The sequence below is a fragment of the Streptomyces sp. NPDC058195 genome (genome assembly GCF_042883525.1).
Lineage (GTDB): Bacteria > Actinomycetota > Actinomycetes > Streptomycetales > Streptomycetaceae > Streptomyces.
In genome coordinates, this window is sequence record NZ_JBHVVM010000001.1 from 137,337 (window position 1) to 152,047 (window position 14,711).

Genomic DNA, 14,711 nt, shown 5'->3' on the forward strand with positions numbered 1-14,711 from the left:
GGTCAGGAGGCCGGGACGGTCGTGGGCACGTCGCCCTCGGTGGTGTGCACGTCGATGACGGAGAACGCGGCGCCCTGCGGATCGGTCAGCGCGGCGAAGCGGCCGAACGGCATGCTCACCGGGCCGAAGCGGAGCACGCCGCCGCGCTCGGTGGCCCTGGCGACGGCCGCGTCGCAGTCGGCGACGGTGAAGTACACGTTCATGTGCGCCGGGACCTCGGGCGGGAATTCGTCCCCCATCTTCATCCGCCCCATGACGGTCTCGTCGCCGAGGTTGAAGAGCCGGAAGTCGATGTGCTCGTCCTGCATCTCGCGCAGGGAGTACGGGAAGACGGCCGGGAAGAAGGCGTCGGCCTTCGCGGGCTCCCGGGTGAAGACCTCGGCCCAGCAGAACGCGCCGGGCACCCCGCGCGCGCCGAAGCCCTCGTGGGTGCCCGCCTGCCACACCCCGAAGGTGACGCCGCCGGGATCGCGGGCCATCAGCATCGTGCCGAAGTCGCCGACCCGCATCGGGTCCATCAGGGTCTCGCCGCCGTTGTCCCGGATCTTCCCGGCGGTGGCGGCGGCGTTCTCGGAGGCCAGGTACAGGCACCAGGCCGAGGGCGCCTCCTGGCCGGGCATCGGAGGCATCACCGCGGCGACCGCCTTGCCGTCGGCGTAGGCCTGCGTGTAGTCGCCGAACTCCGCCGAGGACTCGCCGAACGTCCAGCCCAGCACATCGCCGTAGAAGCTCTTCGCCCCGTCCAGGTCGGCGAACATCGCGTCGGCCCAGCAGGGCGTGCCCTCCGGTAGTGCGGCCATGGCCTGACTCCTTCCCGCTCGGTGGGGTGGTCCGGCTCCTCACGCTAGCCAGCACCCCGCCGTCCCGCGCGCCGAGCGGGGCGGGGCGCTATCCCCGGTTCTGCGGCGGGTCCACCCGGACCAGGCCCGACTGGTAGGCGATGGCGACCAGCTGGGCGCGGTGCCGGGCGCCCAGCTTCGACATCGCGCGCCCGATGTGCGTGCGCACGGTCAGCGGGCTGACGTGCATCAGCGCGGCGATCTCGTCGTTCGACAGCCCCTCGGCGGCCTGCGCCATCACCTCGCGCTCGCGGGCGGTCAGGACGTCCAGGGACTTGGGGGCGGCGACCCGGCCCTCCGGGCGGGCGAGGTAGCGGGTGATCAGGGACCGGGTGGCGGCGGGCGACAGCAGCATGTCGCCCGCCGCCACCGTCCGGATGGCGTCCAGCAGCTCCTGGGGGCCGACGTCCTTGCCGAGGAAGCCGCTGGCGCCCCCGCGCACGGCGCGGGCCACGTACTCGTCGATCTCGAAGGTGGTGAGGATGAGGATGCGGGTGCTCCGCAGCGTCTCGTCGCGGCAGATCTCCTCGGTGGCCGCGAGACCGTCCGTACCCGGCATCCGGATGTCCATCACGACCACGTCCGGGACGGTGGCGCGGGCCTGCTCCACGGCCTGTCGGCCGTCCGCCGCGACGCCGACGACCTCCATGTCGTCGGTCGACTCGATCAGCAGCCTGAACGTACCGGCCAGCAGCGCCTGGTCGTCGGCCAGCAGCACTCTGATGGTCACCGTGCCGTCCTCTCGTCGTCTCCCCCGGACGGTCCGGGGAACGGCCCGCCCCGCTCCGCCGGTTCCTCCGGCCCGGCCGGCTCCTCCAGCGGAAGCTCCGTGGACACCTCGAAGCCTCCGCCCGGCCGGTGCCCGGCGGCCAGCCGCCCGCCCGCCGAGCGAGCCCGTTCACGCATGCCGATGAGACCGTAGCCCGGGGTGCCGTGGCCCGGGGTGCCGTAGCCCGGGGTGCCGGTGGCCGGTGGCGCGTGCCCGTCGTCGGAGACCGTCAGGGTGAGCACCCGGTGCGCGTAGACGAGCCGGACCGAGGCGTTCGCGCCGCCCGCGTGCTTGGTGACATTGGTCAGCGCCTCCTGCACGACCCGGTACGCGGTCAGGTCGGCCCCCGGCGGCAGCGGCCGGGCCTCGCCCTCCACCCGGACCGACACCGCCAGGCCCGCCTGCTCGAACGAGGCGATCAGCTCCGGCAGCCGGTCCAGTCCGGGCGCGGGCTCCAACGGGGTCTCCGGATCGCCCTCGCGGCGCAGCAGCCCCACGGTCGCCTTCATCTCGCGCAGCGCGGAGGAGGTGGTGCCCGCCAGCTGGTCGAGGGTCCGCTGCGCCTGGTCGGGCTTGCTGCGCAGCAGGTACGCGGCGGTCGCCGCCTGGGCGTGGGCGAGGGTGATGCGGTGGGCCACGATGTCGTGGAGTTCGCGGGCGATCCGGGTCCGCTCCTCGCCGACCCGTCGCCGGGCCTCCTCCTCACGGGTGCGTTCGGCCAGTTCGGCGCGCGCCTCCACGGCCGCCAGATGGTCGCGCCGGCTCCGTACCAGCTCGCCGAGGGCCCCCGCCAGCAGGACGGAGGAGACCAGGCCGAGCTGGTCGGTCCTGAGCAGCGCCGTGTGGCCCCAGCCGGTGGAGAACAGCAGCAGGGCCACGGTCGTCCCGACGGTGTACACCGCGGCCGTACGCAGGGTGGTGCGCTGGGCCAGCAGGTAGAGGGCGACCAGGGCGGCGCCCACCACGCTCGTGTTCGGGTCGAAGGCGGCACCGGAGCCGGAGCCGCCCATGAGGCCGAGAGCGCCGCCGATCACCGTGGTCGCCACCACCGTGAGCCGCGGGTAACGGCGGTGGCCCAGCAGCAGGATGGCGGAGGGCACCAGGGCGGCCAGCACGAACTCGGGCCTCGGCGCCCGGATGATCCGGCCGTCGGCCAGGGTGCTGGCGAAGACCGCGACACCCCACAGCAGTACCGCCACCATCACGCCGGCCGTGCGCGGGTGGCGTCGGAGCCACGGGCGCCCTTCGGTGAACATGCGGACTCTCTCCCTCTTCCGGTCCGGTCCGTCCCGGCTTTCTTAGATTCTCCCGGTTCGCCCGGCCCGGCTCCTCCACGCACGGGCCGGGCTCACACGCCTACGGGCTCGGCCGCGGGCTTCTGGGGGGCGGTGCGGTTCAGCGCCTCGCCCTCGACATCCACCTCGGGCAGGACCTTCGCCAGCCACCCGGGCAGCGACCACGCCCGGTCGCCCAGCAGGGCGAGCACGGCCGGGACGAGCGTCATCCGGACCACGAAGGCGTCGAGGAAGACGGCCGAGGCGAGGCCCACGCCCACCATCTTGATCATCGGATCGGTCATCCCGATGAACCCGGCGAACACCGCGATCATGATGACCGCCGCGGCGCCGACGACCCGGGCGCTGTGCCGGAAGCCGGTGACGATCGCCGCGCCAGGGCGTTCCCCGTGCACGTACGCCTCCCGCATCCGGGTCACGAGGAAGACCTCGTAGTCCATGGCCAGGCCGAAGACCACACCGATCAGGAAGATCGGCATCAGGCTCACCACCGGCCCGGTCTGCTCGACGCCGAAGACGTCGGCCAGCCAGCCCCACTGGAAGACCGCGACGATCGTGCCGAAGGCCGCCGCCACCGACAGCAGGAAGCCGAGCGCGGCCTTGAGCGGGACCAGCAGCGAGCGGAAGACGATCATCAGGAGCAGGAAGGCCAGGCCGACGACGAGCGCGAGATAGGGCAGCAGGGCGTCGTTCACCTTCTGCGCCAGGTCGATGTTGACGGCCGTGGTGCCGGTGACGAGCATCGTCGCGCCGGTGTCGGCGGCCAGTCCGCGCGCCCCGTGGCGAATGTCGTGGACCAGCTCCGCGGTGGCCCCGGAGCTCGGCCCGGTGGCGGGGACGACGGTGATCACCGCGGTGTCACCGGCCTCGTTGAAGGCGGCGGGGGTCACGGCGGTGACGCCCCCGATGGCGGCGATCCGCTGCCCGGCCCGTGCCGCGGCGTCCTTCGGGGCCGCGGCGTCCTTCGCGTCGACGACGACGGTGAGCGGTCCGTTGAAGCCGGGGCCGAAGCCGTCGGCCAGGGCGTCGTACGCGCGGCGCTGGGTGGTGGAGGTGGGCTGCGCCTCGTCGCCCGGCATGCCGAGCCGCAGGTCGAGCGCCGGTACGGAGATCAGTCCGAGGCCGAGCACGGCCAGGACCAGGACGGCGAGCGGGCGCCGGACCACCGCGCGGGCCCAGCGGACGCCCAGGGCGGGACGGCTGGCGTGGCCCGGCCGGTCCTTGCGCGGGCGGTCCGTGCGCGCGGCGCGCGGCAGTACGGCCTTCTGGCAGAGGCCGAGCAGGGCGGGCAGCAGGGTCAGCGCGACCAGGACGGCGACCACGACGGTGCCCGCCGCGGCGAGGCCCATCTTCGTGAGGACGGGGATGCCGACCACCGACAGGCCCGCCAGGGCGATGACGACGGTGAGCCCGGCGAAGACGACGGCGGAGCCCGCCGTGCCCACGGCGCGGGCGGCGGCCTCCTCGGCGCTGTGGCCCTCGGCGTGCTCGGTCCGGTAGCGGGAGACGATGAACAGGGCGTAGTCGATGCCGACCGCGAGCCCCAGCATCAGGGCGAGCGTGACGGTCGTGGTGGACATCCCGACGGCCACGACCGAGGCGACACCGATGCCGGTGCCGGCGAGCGCGGTGAGCAGCGGGAGCCCCGCCGCGACGAGCGAGCCGAAGGTGACGAGCAGGACGACCGCGGCGGCGGCCAGCCCGATGGCCTCGGTGGCGCCGCCCAGCTCGCTCTCCGGGGCCAGGGCGCTGCCGCCGAGTTCCACGGTCAGCCCGGCCCGCTGCCCGTCCTTCGCGGCGTTCTTCAGGGTGCCGATGGCGGCGTCGGTGAGCTCGGTACTCCCTACGGTGTAGGAGACGGTGGCGTACGCGGTCGTGCCGTTCTCGCTGACGGCCCCGGCCAGGTCGAACGGGTCGAGGGCGGCCCGGACCTGGGGGCCGTCGGCCACGGTGGCGACGACGCGTTCGACGGCCTCCCGGTTCGGGCCCGCGGTGATCTTCTGGCCCTCGGGGGCGACGAAGACGATCCGGGCGTCGGCGGCGTCGGCGTTGCCGTCGGGGAAGCGCCGGTCCAGCAGGTCGAACGCCTTCTGCGACTGGGTTCCGGGCATCGAGAACGCGTCCTCGGGGGCGGTCGGTGCCTTGACCGCGGCGAACGCGCAGGCGGCCAGGAGCACGGCCCAGAGCAGGGCGACGAGTCGGCGCCTCCGGAAGGACAGACGGCCCAGCCGGTAGAGGAAGGTGGCCACGAAAGGGCGCTCCGGTTTCTCGGGATCGGGCGGAGGGGCTGCGGCGTGGTGCCGCGCTCCGGCCGTGCCGGGACCGCGCCGGGGCTCGGCGGGGCCGGAGGGATGCCTCGATCCTTCGTGAGAACGGGAGCCGTGTCGTCGTGCGGCTGCAGGCAGTCGTGCCTACGGCTGGTGCAGTACGCCGGACCGGCCCGTACGCGATCCGGCCCGGCCCGCACGGCACCGGACCGCGCGGCTCCGCACGCCGTACCGCGTCCGGAGCCGTGCGGGCGCCGGGTCCTACCGGCGCCGGGTCGCCGCCGCCACGGTGGCCATCAGCTCCGCGTCCAGCACCGACGGGTCGGCCAGCCGGGTCGGTGCGGCGTACGAGTTGAGCAGGGCCTTGGTGACGCGCAGGGCGGCCTCGGGGCGGCGCACGAGGGGCTTGGTCCAGGCGGTGACCGCCTGGTCCAGCTCGCTCTCGGGCACGACGCGCTGGAGGACGGACAGCTCGTGCGCCTCGGTGGCGTCGAAGGCGCGTCCGGTGAGGATGAGCTCGCGGGCGCGGGCGGCGCCGACCTCGTGGATGAGCCGGGGCAGGACGCCGCCCCAGGCGGTGGGGAGCCCGAGCGCCAGCTCCGGCAACCGGAATCCGGCGGTGTCGGCGCCCACCCGCAGATCACAGGCGAGGGCCAGGGCGAGTCCGGCACCGATCGCCCGGCCCTGGACACGGGCGACGGTGACGGCGTGGCTGGCGGAGATCGCCTCGCACACCCGGCGGGCCTTCTCACCGGCGATCCGGATGCCGCGCCCGGCCGGGTCCTCGTCCAGCCAGTCGGCGAACTCGCCCCGGTCGCCGCCCAGGCAGAAATCGTCCCCGGCCCCGCTGAGCACCAGCACCCGGACGTCAGGGTCGGGCACGGCCAGCGCCCTCAGCAGATCGTCCAGCATCGCCTCGGTGACGGCGTTGCCGGTCTCCGGGCAGTTCAGCTCAAGACGGAGCACGGCGCCCTCGCGCTCGACGCGCAGGGTGCTCGGCCGCAGCGCGGGCGCGTACAGCGGAAGCGGCGGCGCGTACGGCGGGAGCGTCATGCCGCCACGCCCAGCGAGGTGATCCGGCGGAAGACGAGCCGGGAGGCGTAGTCGGCGGGGGCGACGGTACGCAGGGTGGGGAATCGTTTCAGCAACTGGGTCAGGAGGGTGCGGGCCTCCAGCCGGGCGAGGGCGGCGCCCAGACAGTAGTGCACCCCGCCGCCGAAGGTGAGGTGCGTGGCCCTGCGCCGGATGTCGAAGGTGTCCGGGTCGTCGTTGCGCCGGGGATCGTGGTTGGCCGACCCGTACAGCACGTGGACCATGCTGTCCTTGGCGATCGGCACGCCCGCCAGCACGGTGTCCTCGGCGGCGACCCGGGTGTTGATGTGGATCGGCGGGTCGTAGCGCAGCACCTCGTCGACGGCGGCGTCGATGTGCCCCGGGTTGTCCGCCAGCCACTCCCAGCGGCCCGGGTCCTTCAGCAGGAGCTCCACCATGGCCGACAGCAGGGTCGCCGTGGTCTCCAGCGAGGCGATGGTGACGAACATGGTGAGCCGGTAGAGGATCTCGTCCGCCGTCGCGCGGTCCGGCTCGCGGGCGTCCCAGAAGTGGATCCATCCGGTCAGGACATCGTTGCCGGGGCGGGCGCGGCGCTCCTTCACCAGCTCGGTGAAGTAGGCCCGCAGCTGCACGGTGGCCTCGGCGGACACGGCGAGCTGGCTCTTGGTGGGCAGCAGCTCCTGGGCGTGCACCTGGTTGTGGGTGATCTCCAGGATGTGGGCGTAGTCCTCGGGCGGGAGCCCCAGCCAGGAGCCGATGGTGCTGATCGGCAGCTGCTCGCTGACGATGCTGACGAAATCGGCCTCACCCCAGCGCAGTTTGTCGGCCAGATCGTCGAGGAGCCGGGTGACGTGCTCCTCGACCAGCGGGGTCAGCCGCTCGATCGTCGACCGGTCGAAGAGGTTGCCGAGGCTGCGGCGCTGGCAGGTGTGCTCGGGGGCGTTGAGCCGGGAGAGGGTCTTGGTCATCTCCTGGGTGGCGACGGCCTGCCACCGCTCGCTGTCCTCCTGGCGCTCCTGCCAGGCGAAGTCGGGTGCCAGCCAGTTCCGGCCCCGCAGCACCTCGCTGCAGGTGTCGTAACCCGTCACGAAGTACGCGTCCCAGGGGGCGCGCACGACATCGCCCATGGCCCGCAACCGGGCCAGCAGAGGGTAGGGATCAGCCTGCCCTTCGGGCGATTTGAGACGTCTGAGGAGGGAGATGAGGGCACGGCGGTCTTCGGGGTGACTGTCGGTGCCACGTATAGCGCTCACGCAGAGTTCCTTGACCTGGGCTCATGGTTACCGGCAGAACCTACCCCTCCGCATATGCCGCCCAAGCGCGCTTCGCTGTTGGTCGTATCACAACGAAAGTGCCATCTGACCCCTTGTCAATCACTCACACGCGCATCAACTGTCTCTTGAATCACTCCAGTTACAGGGAAAAGGGGGCGGGATATCCAGACAAGGACGATTTAAGAGGATTGCGCGTAGCGCGGAATCGGCCAGCCGCACCAGCTCCGGTTCCGCGCCACCCGAGCCTGGTTTCTCGCGTCTCGCGCCCGATTCCGCGCTATCTACGCCCGATTCCGCGCGTCTCATGTCCGATTTCGCGCGATCAGTGCCTTACTTTGCGCGGCACCGCACGGTCGCCACGCTCTTTCGGTGACAGTCCGTCACACCCGGAAGACGTCCAGGAAGGAGCTCCACCAGCCCTTGGTCTTCTTCGGCTGCTCGGCCGTCCGGTCGTACGAGGCCGACGCGACCGGCTCCGGCCCGGCCTCCCGGACCGGGGTGGCGGACGCCGCCGCCGGGACCGCGGACGACCGGCGGGCCGGGGCCGGGGTGAAGCGGACCGGCAGCGACACCAGGGCCCGGTGGAAGGGGCCCGGCCGCCACTCCACCGCGGTGGGCGGCACGGCGAGGCTGAGGTCGGGCACCGAATTGAGGACCTTCTCGATCGCGGTGAGCGCGATGAGCTGCGCCGGGGACTTCGCCGGACAGACGTGCGGACCCGCGCCCCAGGCCAGGTGGGCGCCCTTGCTCAGGGTCTGGCGGGCGTCGGTGAGCGCCGGGTCGCTGTTCGCCGCGGCGAAGCTGATCAGGACCGGGGCGTCGGCCCTCAGCGTCACCCCGCCCAGGTCGATGTCCTGGACCGGGTAGTGCGCCGCGTAGTTGGCGATCGGCGGGTTGTTCCACAGCACGTCGTCGATGGCGTCCTCGACGAGCATCCCGGTGCCCCGGCGCTGCGGCGCGGCGGTCTCGTGGGACAGCATCAGCAGCAGCGCGTTGGCGATCAGATTGCGCTCCGGCTCCACGCCCGCGCCCATCAGCATGACGAGCTGGTCCTTCAGCTCCTCGTCCCGCAGCCCCGCCGGGTGCTGGATCAGCCAGGAGGTGATGTCCTCGCCGGGCTGGCGCCGCTTGAGCGCGACGAGCTCCATCAGGCACTCGGTCAGCTCGGTGTTGGCCCGGAGCACGTCCACACCGTCGAAGATCGCGGACATGCTGCGGGTGAGCCGGTCGCCGATGTCGCCGGGGCAGCCGAAGAGCTGGTTGAACAGCAGGAGCGGCAGCAGCTTGGCGTAGTCGCCGAGCAGGTCCGCGCTGCCGCGCTCGATGAACTGGTCGATGAGGTAGTCGGCGATCCGCTCCACGTCCCGGCTGAGCCGGGTGGTGTTGAGCCGGGCCAGGCTCTCGGTGACCGCCTTGCGCAGCCGCAGGTGCTCGGTGCCGTCCGTGAACAGGCAGTTGGGCCGGTACATCATCATCGGCAGCACCGGACTGTCCATCGCGATCCGGCCCTCCCGCAGCGCGGCCCAGCGCCGGGAGTCACGGGCGAAGTACGACGGGTTCTGCAGCACCCGCAGCGCGGCCTCGTGCTGCACGATGAGGGTGGCCTCCACACCGGGGGCCAGCTCGATCGGTGCGGCGAGCCCGTGCGCCCGGAACGTGTCGTACACACGCTGCGGATCGGCGGCGAACTCCGGCCCGTAGAGCGAGGTCTGCCGCTCACCGCGCATCGGGCATCCGCTGGGGGCGCTGTACGGGGTGGATCCCGGCGACGAGTCCATGTGTGATTCCTCGATGTGAACACGGGCCGGAAGCGGCCCGTACGGTGGACGGAGAACGGGCCCCGGGACCTGGCGGTCCGGAGCCTTTCGTTCGGATCATGCCGGGCTAAGGGCTGTCCCGTTAATCCCTGGCGGGTGTGCGACGACAGCCCTCAGTCCACGCGGGTCAGAAGGTGCTGGACCAGGGTGATCAGGGCCTGCGCGGACGACTTCTCGTCCCGGGCGTCGCAGTACACCACCGGGGTGTCCGGCAGCAGGTCGAGCGCCTCGCGCAGCTCCGCCTCGCCGTGCCTGCTGTCCGGGTCGAAGCTGTTGACCGCGACCGCGTACTCCAGCCCGTACGTCTCGACCAGGTCGATCACCGGGAAGGTGTCGGCGAGCCGGGCCGGGTCGACGAGGAGCAGGGCGCCCAGCGAACCGCGCGCCATGTCCTCCCACAGCTCGACGAACCGCTGCTGCCCCGGCGTCCCGAACAGGTACAGCACCAGTTCGTCGCTGAGGGTCAGGCGGCCGAAGTCCAGCGCCACGGTCGTGGTCACCTTGTCCGGCGCGCCCCGCAGGTCGTCGAGATGCGCCCCGGCCTGGGTCATCCGCTCCTCGGTGCGCAGCGGAGTGATCTCGGAGAGGGTGCCGATGAGCGTGGTCTTGCCCACGGCGAAGTGCCCGACGACGAGGATCTTCGCCGCACGCCGCACCGCGTCCGACACGTAGATGCTGTCAGCCGAACCGGACGTGGAGTCCATGCAACACCTCTTCGAGGATCTTCCTGTCAACGAGCTGGGCCGGCGGGGGCGCCTTGCGGCGCATCAGGTGACCTTGTTCCGCTAAATCGTTCAGCAGCAGCCGCGCCACCCCGACCGGCTGGCCGAGATGGCCCGCCACCTCGGCCACCGACAGATAGCCGCCCGAGCACAGCTCCCAGATCGCCCGGACCTCCGGGCTCGGGTTCGGCGGCGGCTGCCGGTCGGGCGCGATGGTCACCAGGGTGACCAGCGAGAGCCCCTCCGCGTCGGGCAGGCTGCGCCCGCCGGTGACGACGTACGAGCGAACGAAGCCGCTGCTGACCGCCCGTTCCTCGCCTGGCGACGTCATATGCCGGTTCCCGGTGCGCCGACCCCCGCGTCCTGGCGCGGCGGTGTGGTCATCGCCTTGCCCAGCGCGGTGACCTGCTGCTGCATCCGGAAGGACATGGCCTCCATGTCCACGTCGGCGGCGGCAGCCGCCGCCAGGTAGGCGCCGGTCCCGGCCGCGATCAGGAAGATCCAGCCGTGGTCGTACTCCAGCAGGGTCTGCCGCCAGCGGCCCGGGGCGGCCTGGGCCCCGATGAAGGGCGCGACGGCCCGGCTCAGCGACTGCATGGAGCTCATCGCCGCCGCCACGGTCTCCGCGTCGTCCCGGCCGATCTCACTGGAGTTGGCCAGCAGCAGACCGTCGGCGGAGACCAGGATCGCGTGCCGCGCACCGGGTACCTGGAGCAGATCGTTGAGTACCCAGGACAGATCGGGGTTCACTGGAACTCGGGTCCTTCCGTCGTCGTCATGTCTCGCCCGGACCGCGTTCCGCGCTGGAACGCGCCCAGACGGGAGGCGGTCTCCTCATTGCTGCGCACCGGCCCGTCCTCGGTCGGCGGCACCACCGACACCGGACTCTTGCGACGACGCTTGGGCAGGCCGCCCGCGGTGGTGGGAGGGCCAAAGGGCTGCGGGGCGCCGCCGGAGTGCGCGGCCGGGGGGAACAGCGGGGTCGGGGACGGCGGCACCGGCGCGGGGGCCGGGGCGGGTACGGGGGCGGGCGCGTGGCGCCGGGGCAGCGCCGCGATCTCCGCGTCGTACCGCTCGACGGCGACCGGTGCAGGGGCCGGAACGGCGGCCGGGGCGGGCAGATCGTTGGTCAGCAGCTCGTCGGGCAGCAGCACCACCGCGCGCACACCTCCGTACGGGGACACCGAGTCCACCGAGACCTTGAAGCCGTACCGGGCGGCCAGCACCCCGGACACGGCGAAGCCGAACTGCGGGGGGATGCCGAGGCTGGAGACGCTGATCGCGGCCCGGGGAGCGAGCAGGGCCGCAGCGCGGTCCTTCTCCTCCTGGCCCATGCCCAGACCCGCGTCGTCGACGATCAGGCAGACACCCGTCGGCACGGCCTGGATGTTGATCTCCACGGGCGTGCCGGGGGCGGAGTAGTTGGTGGCGTTGGCCAGCAGCTCGGCGAGGACCACCGCGACGGGTTCCACGGCCCGGCTGACGACCGAGAAGTTCACCTGCCCGTTGACCCGGACCCGGTCGAAGTGCCGGATGCGGCCCTGGGCGCTGCGGGCCACGTCATAGACGGACGCGACGGTCTCGCGCCGCCCGAGCCAGCCGCCGCACAGCACCGCGATGCCCTGCGCCCGGCGCCCGAACTGGCTGTTGGCGTGGTCGACCGCCATCAGGTCGGCGAGGATCGCGGGGTCGTCGCCGTACTTCTGCTGGGCGTTCTCGATGACCACCTGCTGCTCGTCCGCGAGGCTCTGGAGGGTACGCACGGCGGCCTTGAGGACCGCCTTGGTCTCCTCCTCCGCGTCCCGGCGGACCTCGGCGAGCTCGGCGGAGTGCTGGTGCGTCAGGCCGGTGTGGGCGACGTGGAGTTCGTCCCGCTGTCTTTGCAGCAGATCGCGCTGCTGGTGCAGTTCGGCGTTCTGTCTGCGCAGCCGGATGTTGGTCGTACGAGCCCGCAGAACGGCACCCACGGCGACCAACGCGACGACAACCAGCGCCCAGAAAAGAGGGCCCTGTGTAAATGTCATGAGACTCACTTCAAGTGCCATGGCTATGGATACGGCTTGACGCTCCTTCGGGTCACGCCTGCCGGGCCGGTCCAGCCACGCCTTGCGCCACCCGGGGAAAGCCCCTCCGGATGTGGAGCCGAGGAATTCATCCCTCCCGGAATGCCCCCATATGCCATCAGCCCACTGGAAGTAAGATGATCTTAACATCGGTCGGTCCGGCAATTGTCAAGACCAACACGCCAGTTGCGATCCCGACGCGAATATTCACAACCACCCCACGGGCCCTGCGCGACGCACCTTGGTACGGCTCCGGGCATCCGGAGCGCAAGGGGAGGAGAGCGCGGATGGCCGAAACCTTCGTGTGCGCGGGGTGCGGCGCGGCGCTCACCGCCGCGCTGTCCCGGGTCGCGCTGCCCGTTCACGTTCACCAGCGCTACGGCCACGAACTGCTGCCCGCGCTCATGGAGCAGGGCACGTACGCCGTCGCCCCGGAGCCCTCGGGGCCTCCGTGGAAGCCCTGGGACGAGATCGGGGCAGAGGCCGCGGCGGCCCGTGGCGTGTTCGCGGTCCTGGCCGGTCCCGGCCTGACCGGTCCCGGCCCGGCCCCCGGTATCGCCCTGGTCCCGGTCCACCCGCGTACGGGCGGGACCTGGCAGCCGCCGGGCGCCGCGAAGCCCGTCCCGCTGCCCGCCGACGTCTGGACGTACCTGGCGTTCCACGACGACCGGCTGTCCGTCCCGGCGACGGGCGGGCTGCCCCGCGAGGTCTGCCGCGACGACCCGCCGCCCCCGCACCCCTGGGGGCCGTTCCGGCCCGGCGCGGAGGTGTTCCTGTACACGCTGGCCCGGCTTCCCGCCGTGCGCCTGCCGTGGCTGCGCGCGATCTACGACCGGGTGCGCGAGCGCCCGTACGCCGTCCTCTAGGACGGGTCCTCCGGCGGCGCGAAGACGCGGTCCAGGTGGTGGCGCAGGACCGCGACGGCCGACTCCGGCTCGCGCTGGCCGACCAGGATGCTGGTGCCCATGGCCGCCGCCATCGCGAGCAGGCCGATGGCCTCCGTGCGCGCGTCCACGCCGGGATCGGCCAGCCCGGCGTCCTGGGCCCCGCGCACCAGCCCGGCCAGGGCGTCCTCGGCGGCGTCGGGCCGGTCGGTGAACGGCTGGGCGGCCAGCGCCTCGTCGGTCACGGACAGCACCGCGTACGAGGTGTAGAGGAGGTGGAAGGTACGGCTCTCCGGATCGGTCGGGAGCGAGGTCAGCAGCAGCGCCTCGGCCGTCGCCCGCGGACCGGGGTCCGGGCCCTGGGCCCTCAGGCGCTCGGCCACCCGCGCGGAGAACCGGTCGGTGAGATGGCGCAGCCCGTAGAGCAGCAGCTTCTCCTTGGTCCCGAAGTAGTACTGCACGAGCCGGAGCGACACCCCCGCCTCGGCCGCCACGTCGCGCATGCCGACCGCGTGCAGCCCGCGCCGCCCGGCGACCCGGACGAGCGCCTCGGCGATCTCGCCCCGCCGCTCCTCGTGGTCCACACGCTTCGGCATGCTCCCGTGCCTCCACCTCATCGCTCGTGCCGCGTACTCCACCCCGCCCGACGCCTTCATGGTACCGCCGTACCAACATAATGGTACGGTCGTATCACCAAAGCGAGGGGGTGGTCCCGGCCCCCCTTCCCGACGAACCTCACCGGAGGTGCCGCTGTGCCCGAGACCACCACCCGCGCCCGCCGCGACATCGGCCGCTACGTCAACGAGAGGCTGCGCGACCGCTACTTCGCGGCCTGCGACGCCGTGTACGCACTGGGCGCCCCGGCCGTCGCCGAGACGGACGTCGAGACCAGCTTCGGCACCACGCACGTCTACCGGTACGGTCCCGACGACCCGGCCGCCGCCTCCCGCACCCCGGTCGTCCTGATCCACGGGTCGGGCGGCTGCTCCGCGCAGTGGTACCCCAACACCCGGGCGCTCGCCGCCGAACGCCCCGTCTACGCCCTCGACACCCCCGGCGACCCGGGCCGCAGCGTGCAGCGGGAGCCCATGTGGCAGCCCGAGCGCGCGGCCCGGTGGATGGACGAGACCCTGGACGCGCTGGGCCTGGACCGGGTCCACCTGGCCGGCTCCTCCTACGGCGGCTGGCTCGTCATCAACCAGGCCCACCTCCGGCCCGGCCGGCTCGCCTCGGTGACCGCGCTGGACCCGGGCGGGCTGGAGAAGGTGGGGCTGCGCTTCTTCGTCTGGATCTTCGCCAGCCTGTTCGCCACCTTCGCCCCGAAGGCGCTGCGCCCCCGGCTGGCCGCCTGGCTGGAGCAGCCGGTCCTGGTGGTGCCGGAACTGCGCGCGATGATCCAGTCCGGCGTACGGGCCTTCCGCATCAGGCGCCCCGCGCCCCTCCCCCTGACCGACGGTCAGCTGGCGACCATCCGGACGCCGTTCTACCTGGTCATGGGACGCCGCAGCCTGCTCGTCCACCCGCAGCGGCAGCTGGAGCGCGTACCCCGTCTGATCCCCGGCGCCCGCGCCGAGATCATCGCCGCGACCGGCCACGGACCCCAGATCGACCACCCCGACCTGGTCAACGCGAGCATGCTCACCTTCTTCCGCGCCGCCGAGGAAGAGAGGAAGACCACGGTTCAATAACTACGCGTCAAAGTTTTGGCCAACACCGTACGCTCCCCCT

The 14,711-nt window shown here is 72.5% G+C and carries 14 protein-coding genes; 2 read left to right on the top strand and 12 right to left on the bottom strand.

The window, feature by feature from the left end:
* Nucleotides 1-2: 2 nt before the first annotated feature.
* The 11 genes from ACFVWY_RS00635 to ACFVWY_RS00685 all read right to left on the bottom strand — a co-directional run bounded on the left by ACFVWY_RS00635 (nt 3) and on the right by ACFVWY_RS00685 (nt 12,060).
* Nucleotides 3-800 (bottom strand): VOC family protein, encoded by a 798-nt coding sequence (locus tag ACFVWY_RS00635; RefSeq protein WP_389865657.1) that lies wholly within the window; start codon nt 798-800, stop codon nt 3-5.
* An 88-nt stretch (nt 801-888) separates the two neighbouring features.
* Complete coding sequence (locus ACFVWY_RS00640; RefSeq protein WP_389865659.1) at nt 889-1,569, bottom strand: response regulator; 681 nt, start codon at nt 1,567-1,569, stop codon at nt 889-891.
* Nucleotides 1,566-2,864 carry a sensor histidine kinase gene (locus tag ACFVWY_RS00645; protein WP_389865661.1) on the bottom strand — a complete coding sequence of 433 codons (1,299 nt, stop codon included), beginning with the start codon at nt 2,862-2,864 and terminating at the stop codon, nt 1,566-1,568. Before ACFVWY_RS00645 ends, ACFVWY_RS00640 begins: the two co-directional genes overlap by 4 nt.
* 92 nt (nt 2,865-2,956) lie before the next feature.
* Nucleotides 2,957-5,152, bottom strand: coding sequence for an MMPL family transporter (locus tag ACFVWY_RS00650; RefSeq protein ID WP_389865663.1), 2,196 nt, complete (start codon nt 5,150-5,152; stop codon nt 2,957-2,959).
* Between the two features lie 279 nt (nt 5,153-5,431).
* The gene (locus ACFVWY_RS00655) at nt 5,432-6,223 is read right to left on the bottom strand and encodes an enoyl-CoA hydratase/isomerase family protein (RefSeq protein ID WP_389865666.1); all 792 of its coding nucleotides are present in this window, start codon (nt 6,221-6,223) and stop codon (nt 5,432-5,434) included.
* Nucleotides 6,220-7,350: a cytochrome P450 gene (locus ACFVWY_RS00660; RefSeq protein ID WP_389866300.1), complete on the bottom strand. Its 1,131-nt coding sequence runs from the start codon at nt 7,348-7,350 to the stop codon at nt 6,220-6,222. Before ACFVWY_RS00660 ends, ACFVWY_RS00655 begins: the two co-directional genes overlap by 4 nt.
* A 527-nt stretch (nt 7,351-7,877) precedes the next feature.
* On the bottom strand, nt 7,878-9,275 hold the full coding sequence (locus tag ACFVWY_RS00665) for a cytochrome P450 (protein ID WP_389865668.1): 1,398 nt from the start codon (nt 9,273-9,275) through the stop codon (nt 7,878-7,880).
* A gap of 152 nt (nt 9,276-9,427) precedes the next feature.
* Entirely contained in the window at nt 9,428-10,018 is a 591-nt protein-coding gene (locus tag ACFVWY_RS00670; protein WP_389865670.1) for an ATP/GTP-binding protein, read from the bottom strand.
* Nucleotides 9,993-10,367: a DUF742 domain-containing protein gene (locus ACFVWY_RS00675; RefSeq protein WP_389865672.1), complete on the bottom strand. Its 375-nt coding sequence runs from the start codon at nt 10,365-10,367 to the stop codon at nt 9,993-9,995. Before ACFVWY_RS00675 ends, ACFVWY_RS00670 begins: the two co-directional genes overlap by 26 nt.
* Nucleotides 10,364-10,786 carry a roadblock/LC7 domain-containing protein gene (locus ACFVWY_RS00680; protein WP_389865674.1) on the bottom strand — a complete coding sequence of 141 codons (423 nt, stop codon included), beginning with the start codon at nt 10,784-10,786 and terminating at the stop codon, nt 10,364-10,366. Before ACFVWY_RS00680 ends, ACFVWY_RS00675 begins: the two co-directional genes overlap by 4 nt.
* Nucleotides 10,783-12,060 (bottom strand): ATP-binding protein, encoded by a 1,278-nt coding sequence (locus ACFVWY_RS00685; RefSeq protein WP_389865677.1) that lies wholly within the window; start codon nt 12,058-12,060, stop codon nt 10,783-10,785. Before ACFVWY_RS00685 ends, ACFVWY_RS00680 begins: the two co-directional genes overlap by 4 nt.
* 326 nt (nt 12,061-12,386) lie before the next feature.
* On the opposite strand from ACFVWY_RS00685, the gene ACFVWY_RS00690 reads away from it, so the two are divergent.
* Nucleotides 12,387-12,965, top strand: a complete 579-nt coding sequence (locus ACFVWY_RS00690) for a hypothetical protein (RefSeq protein ID WP_389865679.1) — start codon at nt 12,387-12,389, stop codon at nt 12,963-12,965.
* Here ACFVWY_RS00690 and ACFVWY_RS00695 read toward each other — a convergent pair.
* Nucleotides 12,962-13,579 carry a TetR/AcrR family transcriptional regulator gene (locus tag ACFVWY_RS00695; protein ID WP_389865682.1) on the bottom strand — a complete coding sequence of 206 codons (618 nt, stop codon included), beginning with the start codon at nt 13,577-13,579 and terminating at the stop codon, nt 12,962-12,964. The genes ACFVWY_RS00690 and ACFVWY_RS00695 overlap by 4 nt on opposite strands.
* Nucleotides 13,580-13,735: 156 nt before the next feature.
* On the opposite strand from ACFVWY_RS00695, the gene ACFVWY_RS00700 reads away from it, so the two are divergent.
* A complete protein-coding gene (locus ACFVWY_RS00700; RefSeq protein ID WP_389865684.1) occupies nt 13,736-14,671 on the top strand; it encodes an alpha/beta fold hydrolase in 936 nt (311 codons plus the stop codon).
* Nucleotides 14,672-14,711: the final 40 nt, after the last annotated feature.